Raw genomic sequence first — 13,586 nt, 5'->3', positions numbered from 1 at the left:
TGTTGGATTCACACCACGAATTGCTCCGCGACGATGCGTTCATCGAGCGCATGGCCGGGATCGAACAGCAGCGTCAGCTCGCTGTCGCGCGCGATCTCGATGCTGACCTCGGCCACGTCGCGCAATTCCTTCTGGTCGGCGACTGCGCTGACCGGGCGCTTGGCCGGTTCATTCACGCGGAAGGTCACCCGGCTGCGGTCGGGCAGGACAGCGCCCTTCCAGCGGCGGGGCCGGAAGGCGGATATGGGCGTCAGTGCCAGCAGGTGCGAATCCAGCGGCAGGATGGGCCCGTCTGCGGAAAGGTTGTACGCTGTCGATCCGGCTGGCGTGGCCAGCAGGACGCCGTCGCATACCAGTTCCTTGATTCGCGCCTTGCCATCGACGTCGACCTCGATCTTGGCAGTCTGGCGGGTTTCACGCAGGAGCGAGACTTCGTTGATGGCGCAGAAGCGATGCTGCGCGCCGTCCTGGGTCGTTGCCTGCATGCTGAGCGGCGAGATGGTGACGGGCTTTGCCCGGCCGATCCGGGTCAGCAGCGTGTCAGGATTCCGGTTGCGGTTCATCAGGAAGCCGACCGTGCCCATGTTGACGCCGTAGACGGGCAAGATTCGCTCCGCATCGAGCATGGCATGCAGTGTCTGCAACATGAAGCCGTCGCCGCCCAAAACGACCACGGCTTCTGCATCCTCCAGCGGGACCCAGGGAGCGATATCCTGAAAGGCGGGCGCGGCCTGCTGGGCAAGATCGGCATCGGAAACGAGCAGGGCGAGGCGGGTAAATTCGGCCATGACTGCGCGTTCCTCCGCTCCCTTGTCCGGGCGTCCCGGCATGCGAGGTCCCTATGGCCGCGCGTCCCATTTGGCAACATGAACGAAATGGGTGGCGCGATGGAACGTTAACACGATATGGGAATGACGATGGCCACTATGCCCTACGACATGTCCGTTGATACGCGCGACAGCCTTACCGGGCTCGCCGACCTCGGTGCGGCGAAGGCCACGATTGCGCGCTGGCAGCACGATTGGCCGCGGGAGGTCATATCCTGCCCGATCCACGCGATGATGATCACGCTCGGCCGGATCGACAACGTCAATGTCGCTTTCGGAGAGAGCGCCGGCGATGGCGCGCTGGTCGAAGTGGCGCAGCGGATCAAGCATTTTGCTTCGGACGAGCTCGACAGCACGGCCTGGCTCGCCGCGCGCGTGGGCGGCGGTACCTTCCTCCTCCTTTCCCGCCAGCAATGCAGTCGCGAACGTTGGCAGTGGCTGGCGGAAGCCCTGGCGGATGCGATTGCCATGCCGATCGCCAGCCCGCAGGAAGATGCGGCGCACCTGCGCCTGTGGCCGCGCCTCGCTTTGTTGCGGGTCACCGAAAAGGACGATGCAGACCGGGTATTCGACCGCCTGGCCGAGCTTGCGAACCGAATGCGGCAAGGGCAGGGGCGGCGGATCGACTGGTCGACCGGCGAGATGGAGGTTTCGGGCCGCTCGTTCCGCGCGCTGGAGGCGGACCTTCTGGCGGCAATCGACAATGACGAGATCGAGATTCTCTTCCAGCCGCAATACGCCCTGGACGACGAGCGGATGATCGGGGCGGAGGCGCTGGCCCGCTGGCACCATCCTACGATTGGCCGCGTCGGAGCGGGATCGCTGTTCCAGATTGCCGAGCGCGCCGACCATGTCGCGCATCTATCGCGCCACATCGCGCAGCGCGCGCTGGAACAGGCGGTGCATTGGCCAGACCATCTGCGGCTCTCGCTCAACATCACGCCGGCCGATCTGGCGGCGGACAGCTTCGCTATGGAATTTGCGCGACTCGCAGAGCGCACCGGCTTCTCGCTTGCCCGGATCACGCTTGAGATCATCGAGCAGGTCCTGCTGGCCGACCTCGACCGTGTCGGGCACGTGCTCGACCAGCTCAAGGTGCTCGATATCAGGCTTGCGCTGGACGATTTCGGGGCGGGATTCTGCAATTTCCGCTATCTCAAGGTGCTGCCGATCGATTGTATCAAGCTCGACCGCTCGATGATCGACGGCGTGCTGGAGGACGAGCGCGATCTCGCAGTATTTCGCGCGATCATCGCCATGGCCAACGCGCTGGATCTCGCCGTGGTCGTGGAGGGCGTCGAAACCGAAGCACAGCGCGCGCTGGTCGCAGCGGAGGGTTGCGAATATTATCAGGGTTTTCTGCGCGCCGAGCCGATGAGCGCGGAAGCCTTCCTGCGTCTGGTTGAAGGCTAGGCCGCCTGTTTCTCCTGCTTGCGTGCCTTGCGCACGATGCCCGATAGTCCCTTGGTCAGCTGGAACAGGCCGTTGAGCCTGCTTTCCGGCGAGTTCCATGCACGGCTGATGACAAGCTTCATGTCCGGCCGCAGCCGCGCGGTTCCCTGAAGACGATCGACGTAGGCGATCAGGCCGGGGCCATCGGGGAAGTCGTCGTTGTGGAAGGTCACCAGTGTGCCCTGCGCGCCCACGTCGATCTTGGCGATATTGGCCTCCATCGCCTGATGCTTGATCTCGATGAGGCGCACGAGGTTGGCCGTCGCGGCCGGCAGTTCGCCGAAGCGGTCGATCATCTCGGCAGCGAGCGCTTCGATCTCGGCCTTGTCCTGCGCATCGTTGAGGCGGCGATAGAGCGCCATGCGAACGGCTAGGTCCGGCACATAATCCTCCGGGATCATGATCGGTGCATCGACCGTGATCTGCGGACTGACGCGCTCGGGCTTGGCCTCGAGACCCAGCTCGCCCGCCTTGGCGGCCAGGATCGCATCTTCCAGCATCGACTGGTAAAGTTCGAAACCGACTTCGCGGATGTGGCCGGACTGTTCGTCGCCCAGCAGATTGCCTGCGCCGCGAATGTCGAGATCGTGACTGGCAAGCTGGAAGCCCGCGCCGAGGCTGTCGAGGTCGCCCAACACCTTCAGACGCTTTTCCGCGACTTCGCTCAGCTGCGTGTCGGCAGCATAGGTGAGATAGGCATAGGCGCGCAGCTTCGCGCGGCCCACTCGCCCGCGCAGCTGGTAGAGCTGGGCGAGGCCGAAAATATCTGCGCGGTGGATGATGATGGTGTTCGCGCTCGGAAGGTCGAGGCCGCTCTCGACGATCGTGGTTGCGAGCAGCACGTCATATTTGCCCTCGTAGAAGGCACTCATCCGCTCTTCGATCTCGCCTGCGCCCATCTGGCCGTGGGCGGCCACGAATTTCACCTCGGGGACGTTCTCGTGGAGCCAGTCCGAGACCTGTTCCATGTCGGAGATGCGCGGCACCACGATGAAGCTCTGCCCGCCGCGATGATGTTCGCGAAGCAGGGCTTCGCGCATCACCATGTCGTCCCACTCCATCACATAGGTACGGACGGCAAGGCGATCGATCGGCGGGGTCTGGATGGTCGAGAGCTCGCGCAGGCCCGTCATCGCCATCTGCAGCGTGCGCGGGATCGGCGTGGCGGTGAGCGTGAGCATGTGCACATCGGCGCGCAGCTGCTTGAGCTTCTCCTTGTGCGTCACGCCGAACCGCTGCTCCTCGTCCACGATCACGAGGCCGAGGTTCTTGAACTTCGTCTGCTTGGACAGGATCGCGTGCGTGCCGACAACGATGTCGACATCGCCCTTTTCCAGACCTTCGCGCGTCTCCTTCATTTCTTTTGCCGGGACGAGGCGGGAAAGCCGCCCGACCTTGAGAGGGAAGCCGTTGAAGCGTTGCGAGAAGTTCTCGAAATGCTGGCGGGCGAGGAGGGTGGTGGGCGCGACGACGGCAACCTGCTGGCCGTTCATCGCCGCGACGAAAGCTGCGCGCAGGGCGACCTCCGTCTTGCCGAAGCCGACATCGCCGCAGACGAGCCGGTCCATCGGCTTGCCGCTTTCAAGATCGCGTAGTACGTCCTCGATCGCGCGTTCCTGATCGTCGGTTTCCTCGTACTGGAAGCGGTCGAGGAACTGGTTGTAGCTGCCGTCCTCCACTTCCAGAACGGGCGCTTTCTTCAAGGCGCGCTGGGCAGCCACCTGCATGAGCTCGCCGGCGATTTCGCGAATGCGCTCCTTCAGGCGGGCGCGGCGTTTTTGCCAAGCTTCGCCGCCAAGCCGGTCAAGCTGGACGGCCTCTTCCGACGAGCCATACCGGCTGAGCACGTCGATATTCTCGACTGGTATGAACAGCTTGTCGCCACCCTTGTATTCCAGCTGCACGCAATCGTGCTTGGACTTGCCGACCGGGATGGGTTCGAGGCCGAGGTACTTCCCGATGCCATGCTCGGTATGGACGATCAGGTCGCCAACACTCAGGGCCTGCAGTTCGGCGAGGAAGGCGTCGGCATCTTTCCGCTTTCGCTTGCGGCGTACGAGCCGGTCGCCAAGGATATCCTGCTCGGTTAACAGCTCCATCTCGTCATTGGCGAAACTCGCCTCGACCGGCAGGATCATTGCCGAAGGTTTGCCTTTTGCCGACTGGCCGAGCGCTTCCTGCCAGCTATCGGCCAGCTGCACGTTGACGCCAGCTTCCCCAAGGATCGAGGCGATGCGCGAGCGGCTGCCCTTGGAATATGCTGCAAGAAGCGGGCGTTTGCCGGCCTTTGCCAGCGCCTTCAGGTAGTCGGCGAGGACCGGATAAACATTGTCGCCTCGTGCACGTTCCGGGGCGAAGTCGCGGCCCGAGCGGAAGGCGAAATCGATCACCTTCTCGCCATCCGGCTCGTCAAAAGCGGTTGCGCGATGCGCCGGGGCATCCTTGAGCGCCGATCTGAACTCGTCGTCGGTAAGATAGAGCGCATCAGGCCTCAGCGGCCGGTAATTACCCTTCGCCTGTCCGGTGATTGCGGTGCGCTGCTCGTGATAGTCGCCGATGTCCTTCAGCCGTTCTTCCGCCGCGGCGAGCGAGGCATTGTCGATCACCACGACATCGTCCTTGCCAAGATGGTCGAACAAGGTGACCAGCTTGTCCTCGAACAGAGGTAGCCAGTGCTCCATGCCGGCGAGGCGACGGCCTTCGCTCACAGCCTCATATAGCGGATCTTGCGTGGCGTTTGCGCCAAACATCTCGCGATAGCGGGTGCGGAAACGCTTGATGCTGTCCTCGTCGAGCAAGGCTTCGCTCGCGGGAAGTAGCAGGTGGTTGTCGAGCCGCCCAGTGCTCATCTGCGTGTTCGGATCGAAGCTGCGCAGGCTTTCCAGTTCGTCGCCGAAGAAATCCAGTCGCAGTGCCTCGTCCATGCCGCTGGGGAAGACGTCTACGATCGAACCGCGGATCGCGTATTCGCCCTTGTCGATGACCGTATCGGTGCGGCTGTAGCCCTGGCGCTGGAGCAGGGCGGACAGGCTCTCGCGGCCGATCTCGGTGCCGGGCTTGAATTCGCGGACGCTCTCGCGAATGCGGAACGGGGTGAGCACACGCTGGAGGATGGCGTTGGCCGTCGTGACCAGCAATTGCCGCGACCCCTTGCCCGATTGCAATCGATGCAACGCCGCCAGACGACGGGCGCTTATCGCAAGAGCCGGGCTGGCTCGGTCGTAGGGAAGCGAGTCCCATGCAGGGAATTCGATGACCTCCAGTTCGGGCGCGAAGAATGCTGCAGCATCGGCGACGTTGCGCATGGCCGCATCGTCCGGCGCGATGAAGACGGCGCGTCCCTCGCTCGCACGCGCGAGGTCGGCCATGACCAGCGGCTGTGCTCCGCGCGCCACCTGCGCCAGGGTGAGAGGCTGGCTTGCCTTGAGAATGCGGGAGAGGTCAGGCATCGTGTTCCTTGCTTCGGCGCGCTGCGGATTGCTCACGCCAAATTGCCCCCTGTCCGCTGAGGAAGGGGGTGCTTCGATAATACGTCAGCGGCGAGATAGTGCCCGTAAGCGGCCCGTCAACGCGGAATGTCGACGTAGTCCAGTTCCTGCATCGCGCGCATGAGATCGCCTTCGAAGCGCGGCGGGGTCGGTTGGGTCTTGAGAGCCCAGGCCATGACGTCCACATCGTCTTCTTCGAGCAGCGCCTCGAACCAGGCGAGCTCGTCTTCGCCCCATCCGGCGTGATAGCGGTCGAAGAAACCGCCGATCATGAAATCGGCCTCGCGCGTGCCGCGGTGCCATGCGCGGAACTTCGCGCGCTGTCTGCGGCCATCGAAGGTGAGCATTTCGGGCATGGGCTGCGGGTAGGGCACTCGCCATGAGCGCGCAAGCGGCTATAGCGGGCGGCATGCGCCCGGATGTCCTCAACCCGCTGTTCGCCGAGACTGAAACACTCGACGGCGTCGGGCCGAAAATGACGAAGCCGCTGACTCGCCTCGGGCTCACGCGCGTCCGCGACCTCGATTATCACCTGCCCGAACGGTTCGTGACCCGGCGCGCTGTCGAGACTGTGGACGAGGCAGGCGAAGGCGAGCAGATCGTTGTCAAGCTGACCATTACTGAACATCGCAGCAGCCGCTCCCCGCGCGCACCCTATCGCGTTCTGGCGCAGGACAGTATCGGCAATGTGCTGGCACTGACCTATTTCGGGCGCGCATCCTACACTGCGAAGAAACAGCTGCCGGTAGGCGCGACCCGCTGGGTTGCCGGCAAGCTCGAACGTTTCGGCGACATGTTGCAGATGGTCCATCCCGATCATGTGATCGAAGAGGGCGGCGCGTCCCTCCAGCGATTGTGCGAGCCGGTTTATCGCCTATCGGAAGGGCTAACCCAGCCTCGGATCGCCGGGCTGATCCAGCAGGCGCTGTCGCGCACGCCTGAACTACCCGAGTGGATCGAACGCTCGCAGCTCGACAAGGAAGGGTGGCCTGCCTGGCGGGATGCGCTGGTTCTGGCGCACAAGGGCGAGCATGCGAAGGCGCGCGACCGGCTTGCCTATGATGAATTGTTGGCAAACAGCCTCGCCCTGATGCTGGTGCGGGCGGACAATCGCAGGCGAAAGGGGCAATCGCTCAAAGGGGACGGGAGCCTTCGCGGGAAACTGGCGTTGCCTTTCCCGCTGACCGGCGCGCAGCAGCGCTCGATCGCGGAAGTCGAAGGTGACATGGCGCAGGAGGCCCCCATGCTTCGGCTGCTGCAGGGGGATGTGGGCGCGGGCAAGACCGTCGTGGCGCTCGAAGCCATGTTGATCGCGGTGGAGGCAGGGGCACAAGCGGCCCTGCTGGCCCCAACGGAGATTCTCGCCCGGCAGCATTATGAAAGCCTGCGCCGCATGGCCGAGCCGACCGGCGCGCGGGTCGCGCTGCTCACTGGACGGGACAAGGGGAAAGCTCGCGAAGCCACGTTAATGGGCTTGATCGATGGCAGCATCGACATCGTCGTGGGCACCCATGCGATCTTTCAGGACAAGGTCGTTTATCGCAACCTCGCCATGGTGGTGATCGACGAACAGCACCGGTTCGGAGTGGGTCAGCGGCTGATGCTGGCGAGCAAGGGCAAGCGAGCGCCGCACGTCCTCGCCATGACTGCAACGCCGATCCCCCGCACGCTAACACTTGCGCAATATGGCGAACTCGACGTCAGTAAGCTGGACGAGTTGCCCCCGGGCCGTCAGGCGATCGACACGGTGGTGATGGGCCAGGACAGGATCGGCGCGCTCGTCGACCGGCTCGAAACGCAGATGGCCGAAGGGCGGCAGGCCTATTGGGTCTGCCCCATGGTGCGTGAACTGGATGGACCTGAGGACATCGCCGCAGCCGAGGCCCGATATGCCTCGCTGAAGGAACGTTTCGGTGAGGATGTCGTGCTGGTCCATGGCCAGCTTGCGCCCGAGGCCAAAGACGCCGCAATGGAGAGCTTCGCGTCGGGCCGGACCAAGCTGCTCGTCGCGACGACGGTGATCGAAGTCGGTGTCGATGTTCCGAATGCGACGCTGATGGTGATCGAACAGGCCGAACGCTTCGGCTTGGCACAATTGCACCAGTTGCGCGGTCGTGTGGGCCGGGGAAGCGAGAAGAGTTTCTGTGTGCTGCTGCATGGCGAGAACCTTTCGGAGACGGCCCAGGAACGCCTGAAACTGATGCGCCAGACACAGGATGGTTTCCTGCTGGCTGAAGAAGATTTGCGCCTGCGGGGCGGCGGTGAATTGCTCGGCACGCGCCAGTCGGGCGACACACCTTTCACGATTGCCAGCCTCGAACAGATATCTGCACTGTTGCCGCGGGCCCATGACGATGCTCGTCTGCTCGTCGAGCATGATGGCGGGCTGGGCGGCAAAAGAGGGGAGGCGGCGCGCGTGCTGCTCTACCTCTTCGAGCGCGATTATGGCGTCAAGACGCTAAGGGGCGGGTGATCGGCCAATCGACCGACCTGTTGTCACCCGGTTGACGTATGGTGGTCCCTCAAAACCCAAGGCGTTCAAGATCGCTCTCTGCTGCCGGACGATAGCCTTCTCCAAACAGCCGGACATGGGTCAGCCACATCCAGAGGCGATACACTGGCAGGCGCTCACGCCATCCCGGTTCCAGCGCCAGACTATTGAACAATTCGCTGGGCGGGTTGTCGAATACCGTCATCGCGGCAACATCGACTTCGCGATCACCATGATAAGCGCAGGGGTCGATCAGCCAGATCCGTCCGTCGGGATTGGCGACGATGTTACCGCCCCAAAGGTCTCCGTGGACTAGCGATGCAGGAGGTTGCGACGGAATCAAGTCGCGCAACTTTCCGGCCAGGCGTTCGACCCGTTGCGCAAGCGGCGCGGGCAGTTCGTCCAAACCACACAACAGGCGATTGTCCCGCCAGAACTCGACCCAATTGTCCGTGCGCATGTTGCTGACGACCACATTCCGCAGGGCGTAGTCTTCGCTCCAGCCATAGTCCGTCGCGCTGCAGTCCCGCAGGGTGTCGAGCGCGGCGGCAACAGCCGACCAATGGTCGGCGCGCATCGCCGCAGATGGTCCGACATAGTCAATGATGAGCGTTCCACGCTCGATGCCGATGACTTTGGGAACAGGCGCGCCGCATTCGGCGAGGGCCGCAAGCATGCGGCCTTCCGTTTCGACCATCGGGCCATGTTTGGCGACGACAATCCGACCGTCGGCAAGAGTGATCTTGCTGGCTCCGGATATGTCGCCTCCCGGCAGGGCATGGGTGGCTGTAACCGGACTGCCGCACAGCCGTCCGATGGCGGCAGCCTCGCCCATCAGGCCGTGCGCGCCAGCGTGTCTTGCACGATCCCGCGGACGTCGACCCGTGCGCCCAGCCGTGCGCCGAGCAGGGCTGTGCCGCTAACCTTGCGTTGCACGAACAGCGTCTCAGCCGGCGGCAGGTGCCAGCTTTCCCGGTCCTGTGCGATCGGCATCACGGCTTCGCGGATTTCGGGCACAAAGGCGCGGTCTCCGAAGTCGAGAAGCTCGCCACGCGACATCTCGGTGACGATGATGTCGATTGCCCGCGCCATGTGCTCGGGATGCCGTTCGACCGCACGCTGATTTACAAAACCGGCGACGATCGCCTCGCCGCGTACCCGGTCGCGGTCCTCGTCGAGTCCGGCTTCGAGCAGGCGGCGGTAGGATTGGCCGATCACCGGATCGATCGGCCGTGCGGCTCCGAAGTCGAGCAACACGATCTGCTCTCCGTCCGCACGGTAGCGATAATTCGCGAAATTCGGATCGGTCTGCATGAAGCCGAATTCGAACAACTCGCGCGCGACCAGTTCTATGAGGTTTGTGAATACGCGATCGCGCACATCCTGCGGCTCCTCGGCGAGACTTTCGATCGGGCGCCCCTCCTCGAAACTCATCGCCAGCACCCGTTCCCGCGTAAGCTCCTGGTCGAGCCGCGGCACGACATAGCGGCTGTCGCCTTCGAGCAATTCGGCATAGGCCTGCATCATCCGGCCTTCGCGGTCGTAATCGGCCTCCTCGTGCAATTGCTGTTTTGCGGCCGCGAGCAGCGAAGCGATGTCCAGCTCCTTCGGCAGGAGCCCGGCGATCCTGAGCAGCGAAGCGACATTATCGACATCAGAATCAATGCTTTGCGCAATCCCGGGATATTGGACCTTGATGGCGAGCATTCGGTCGTCCCGCGTCAGGGCGCGGTGGACCTGCCCGATGGAGGCAGCAGCGATCGGCCGCGGTTCGAACCGACGGAACTGGCGGCGCCAGTCCTTGCCCCACTCACCGCTGAGAACCTGGTCAAGCTGGCGCGGGGGCATGAAGTCCGCCCGGTCACGCAACCGGGCGAGGATATCGGCCAGTTCGGGCGGCAGGAAATCGCCTGCATCCATCGAAATCATCTGGCCAAGCTTCATGGCTGCGCCGCGCAGGTGTGCGAGCCGGTCAGCCAGTCGTTTTGCATTTCCGGGCGTCAGCAAAAGCTGGTCCATTCGCGGGCGCTCGCCGGCGGCCAGGCGTCGTGCGCCCTCGCTCAGCATGCCGCCGGCGACACCGCCGGCTAGCCGGCTGAATCCGGCAAAGCGGCCGGCGCGCGACGATGGCACCGCGCGATGGCGGTCGCGTTTCTCGTTCGGGTCGTCAGCCATTCCGGTCGATCAACACCGCGACCAGCGCATTGGCTCCCGCCTCAACCTCTGCCCAAGTGCGGCGGAAGCCGTCGGCCCCGCCGTAATAGGGATCGCCGACTTCGCGGCCTTCGTGGCCAGGGACGATGTCGAGCAGCATGGCGACATGCGCCTTGCCATTGCCGGGATCGCGCCGCGCAATGTCGCGCATGTTCGATTTGTCCATGCCGAGAATAAAGTCGAATTCATGGAAATCATCTTCGCTCAATTGGCGCCCGCGGTAGTGGCGGATGTCGATTGCATTGCGCTCTGCCTCCTCGATGCTGCGGGGATCGGGGGGCTGGCCGACATGATAATCGGCCGTCCCGGCGCTATCGACCGCCACGTCGAGACCGGCGCTATCGGCTGCCTGACGAAAAGCGGCTTCGGCGAGAGGGGAACGGCAGATATTGCCGAGGCAGACGAACAGGACTTTGGTATGGGCCATGCCGCAGACTTGGGCGCGCACGCAGCCCGGCGCAAGGGCTCACGCGGCGATGCGCACCTGGTTTCGCCCGCCGGTCTTGGCTTCGTATAGCGCGCCATCGGCACGTGCCATGATGTGATCCATATCGTCCCCGCGCTGAAATTCGGCCACACCGATGCTGATCGTGAAGGGGATGATGGCATCGCCGTGGCGGACAGGCTGGCCATCGATGGTCATGCGCAGGCGTTCGCAAACGGCCAGCGCGCCATCGAGATTGGCTTTGGGCAGGATGATGGCGAATTCCTCGCCGCCGATGCGCGCGACCAGATCGCGCTTGCGCAAGGCATCATGCGCTCTTGCCCCGACTTCGCATATCACCGCGTCACCGGCGGGATGGCCGAACCGATCGTTGATGCGCTTGAAATGATCGATGTCGAAGATGGCGATGCATAGATCGCGCGAAGGATCGGCGTCTGCCCGCGCCAGCGACCGCGCCAGCGCCTCCATGAAACTGCGCCGGTTCGGCAGGCCGGTCATCGGATCGGTGGCGGCAGATCGCAGCAACTCGCGACGTATTTCGGCTTCTGCGTCAAGAGCGCGACGCACATGAAAACTCGTGACCATGGCAAGGACGAGCAACGAGAGGCCCACAAGCGCAAGACCATATTGGTAGAGCTCATTCTCGCGCGCCCTCTGCTGGGCTGCCTCGGTCCGATCGGCCAGCAGTTGCCGCTCGGTTGCTTCGATCTGCTCCAGCCCGCTCAGGATCGCCTCGATAGCTTCGCGATCGGCGCCGCGCCGGACATAGGCAATAGCCTCAGCGCCGCGCCCGTCCTGCTGTTGCTCGATCATCGCTTCCAGGACTTCTCCCAGCCGGGAGAATTCGTCGTCCATGGCACGTAGGCGGGCCGTTTGCTCGGCATTGTCGGCGATCAGGGCAGCGAGCTTTTCGCGGGCCTCGATCGACGCTTGGCGCCCGGATTCGTAAGGCCGCAAGAAATTCGCGTCACCAGTGAGAAGGTATCCCCGTTCACCGCGTATCTGTTGCAATGTCGAAGTGCGCAGGCGATCGGTCTCGAGCAAGACCTCAAGTGTATGAACCTGCCAGGCCTCCGCAACATTCCGCTCGACGGAGGACCGGTACGCACTCCAGCTTGCACCACCGAGGAGGACGGCCAGCAGCGCGACGCAGGCAATCAGGAAATAGGCGCGCCAACCCGACCCTCGCGATCGCCGCGCGACGGAATTGATCAGCCACATGATGGAAGTGTCGCTCTCATTGCAGCACGCCTAAGCCGCATTGGTTAACGGCTTGATAAGCATGCGAGGCGAAACCACCGCGCGACGCGCCTCTCAGGTCACGCGATCGCCAGCATCGGCCACGGATTTGATATCCTCGCCTAGCCCGCGCACGGTATTGCAGGCCGAGAGCGATGCCGCGCCAGCGAGCACAAGGGCGATAGCGAGCGATTTACGAATCATCAGAATACATCCTTCGTGCCCGCGCAGGGGTTAAGCAATACGGTCCGGCACCATCGCCACACCCGGCTTGCCCGCAGATGAATGAAATGGTCGGGGAGAGAGGATTCGAACCTCCGGCCCCTGCCTCCCGAAGACAGTGCTCTACCAGGCTGAGCTACTCCCCGACCGGATGCTTGCGGGGCGGACCCCGCGAGGCAGAGGCGGCCCTATAGGTGTGGATTGCTGCGAGAGCAAGCGGGCAATTCGCGCAATTTCCGGCTAGGGCTGCACGCGTGTCGAAGCAGCATTACGAAGACCAATATCTCGACCTCATGCGCCGCACCTGGACGCAGGGCGATGAACGGCGCGATCGTACCGGTATCGGGACGCGGTCGGTGTTCGGGGCGACGCTGCGCTTCGACCTCGCCGAAGGGGCAATGCCGCTGGTGACGACCAAGCGCGTCTACTGGAAGACCGCGACGCGTGAGCTCTTATGGTTTCTCACCGGCGACACGAACATTCGCCCGCTGGTGCTGCAAGACGTGAAGATCTGGAACGAGTGGCCGCACGCTCGCTATGTCGATGAAACGGGCGACGAAATCGCACTCAACGATTTCATTGCGCGGATTGCCGACGATCCGGCCTTCGCCGCGAAATGGGGTGACCTGGGGCCGGTCTATGGCAAGCAATGGGTCGATTGGCCTACCTACCAGCCGGTCAAGGGCGGCCTTTATCGGAAGGGTCCTGGGGTCAATCAGGTTGCGGAAGTCGTCGCCTCGCTCAGGAATAACCCGGGCAGTCGGCGTCATATCATCGAAGGTTGGAACGTCGCCGAGCTCGACCGCATGGCGCTGCCGCCGTGTCACAAGACCTATCAGTTCCATGTGGCGGGAAGTCGCCTCAATTGCCTGCTCTACCAGCGAAGTTGCGATGTCGCCCTCGGCCTGCCGTTCAATCTTTGGTCGGCGGCGCTTCTGACACGGATGATCGCCCAGCAGGTCGATCTCGAGCCGGGCGAGCTCGTGTGGATGGGCGGGGACACGCATCTCTATCTCAATCACGCGGATCTGGTGGAAGAGCAGCTCTCGCGGGAACCGCAAGGCCACCCACGGCTTAAAATCCTGCGGCGGCCTTCCACGATCTTCGACTATCGGATTGAGGATTTCGAGGTTCGCGACTACACGCCGCACGGGCCCATCAAGGCGCCCGTCGCCGTGTGATCCGGCCCAGTGGTTTGTCGGGTGAAC

General features: G+C 63.6%; 11 protein-coding genes and 1 tRNA gene. 3 read left to right on the top strand and 9 right to left on the bottom strand.

The genetic code is table 11. The features are described 5' to 3' along the window. Positions 1-8: 8 nt before the first annotated feature. Positions 9-830 carry an NAD kinase gene (locus tag P8Q88_RS10150; RefSeq protein WP_278323721.1) on the bottom strand — a complete coding sequence of 274 codons (822 nt, stop codon included), beginning with the start codon at positions 828-830 and terminating at the stop codon, positions 9-11. 87 nt (positions 831-917) lie between these two features. Between P8Q88_RS10150 and P8Q88_RS10145 the strand changes: the two genes are divergently transcribed. Then, positions 918-2,240 carry a GGDEF domain-containing phosphodiesterase gene (locus P8Q88_RS10145; protein ID WP_278323720.1) on the top strand — a complete coding sequence of 441 codons (1,323 nt, stop codon included), beginning with the start codon at positions 918-920 and terminating at the stop codon, positions 2,238-2,240. Here P8Q88_RS10145 and mfd read toward each other — a convergent pair. After that, on the bottom strand, positions 2,237-5,728 hold the full coding sequence (gene mfd, locus P8Q88_RS10140; RefSeq protein WP_278323719.1) for a transcription-repair coupling factor: 3,492 nt from the start codon (positions 5,726-5,728) through the stop codon (positions 2,237-2,239). The two genes, P8Q88_RS10145 and mfd, sit on opposite strands and share 4 nt — an antisense overlap. A gap of 116 nt (positions 5,729-5,844) precedes the next feature. Beyond that, the gene (locus P8Q88_RS10135) at positions 5,845-6,123 is read right to left on the bottom strand and encodes an FAD assembly factor SdhE (RefSeq protein ID WP_278323718.1); all 279 of its coding nucleotides are present in this window, start codon (positions 6,121-6,123) and stop codon (positions 5,845-5,847) included. A gap of 53 nt (positions 6,124-6,176) precedes the next feature. On the opposite strand from P8Q88_RS10135, the gene recG reads away from it, so the two are divergent. Beyond that, a complete protein-coding gene (gene recG / locus P8Q88_RS10130) occupies positions 6,177-8,240 on the top strand; it encodes an ATP-dependent DNA helicase RecG (RefSeq protein ID WP_278324476.1) in 2,064 nt (687 codons plus the stop codon). 49 nt (positions 8,241-8,289) lie between these two features. Here the strand turns inward: recG and P8Q88_RS10125 are convergent, their stop codons facing one another. From P8Q88_RS10125 to P8Q88_RS10100, 6 genes are all read right to left on the bottom strand, one after another. Further along, on the bottom strand, positions 8,290-9,093 hold the full coding sequence (locus tag P8Q88_RS10125; RefSeq protein ID WP_278323717.1) for a fructosamine kinase family protein: 804 nt from the start codon (positions 9,091-9,093) through the stop codon (positions 8,290-8,292). Then, complete coding sequence (locus P8Q88_RS10120; protein WP_278323716.1) at positions 9,093-10,433, bottom strand: ABC1 kinase family protein; 1,341 nt, start codon at positions 10,431-10,433, stop codon at positions 9,093-9,095. Before P8Q88_RS10120 ends, P8Q88_RS10125 begins: the two co-directional genes overlap by 1 nt. Beyond that, positions 10,426-10,899: a low molecular weight protein-tyrosine-phosphatase gene (locus tag P8Q88_RS10115; protein WP_278323715.1), complete on the bottom strand. Its 474-nt coding sequence runs from the start codon at positions 10,897-10,899 to the stop codon at positions 10,426-10,428. Before P8Q88_RS10115 ends, P8Q88_RS10120 begins: the two co-directional genes overlap by 8 nt. A gap of 39 nt (positions 10,900-10,938) precedes the next feature. Continuing rightward, the gene (locus P8Q88_RS10110; RefSeq protein ID WP_278323714.1) at positions 10,939-12,138 is read right to left on the bottom strand and encodes a GGDEF domain-containing protein; all 1,200 of its coding nucleotides are present in this window, start codon (positions 12,136-12,138) and stop codon (positions 10,939-10,941) included. 93 nt (positions 12,139-12,231) lie between these two features. Further along, entirely contained in the window at positions 12,232-12,360 is a 129-nt protein-coding gene (locus P8Q88_RS10105) for an Entericidin EcnA/B family protein (RefSeq protein WP_278323713.1), read from the bottom strand. Positions 12,361-12,447: 87 nt separating this feature from the next. Further along, positions 12,448-12,524, bottom strand: a tRNA-Pro gene (locus tag P8Q88_RS10100). 108 nt (positions 12,525-12,632) lie between these two features. On the opposite strand from P8Q88_RS10100, the gene thyA reads away from it, so the two are divergent. After that, positions 12,633-13,559, top strand: coding sequence for a thymidylate synthase (thyA, locus tag P8Q88_RS10095; protein WP_278323712.1), 927 nt, complete (start codon positions 12,633-12,635; stop codon positions 13,557-13,559). The last annotated feature ends 27 nt before the right edge of the window (positions 13,560-13,586 follow it).

Source organism: Qipengyuania marincola (assembly GCF_029688625.1).
Classification (GTDB): domain Bacteria; phylum Pseudomonadota; class Alphaproteobacteria; order Sphingomonadales; family Sphingomonadaceae; genus Qipengyuania.
This window is presented reverse-complemented; position numbering and strand designations above follow the sequence as displayed.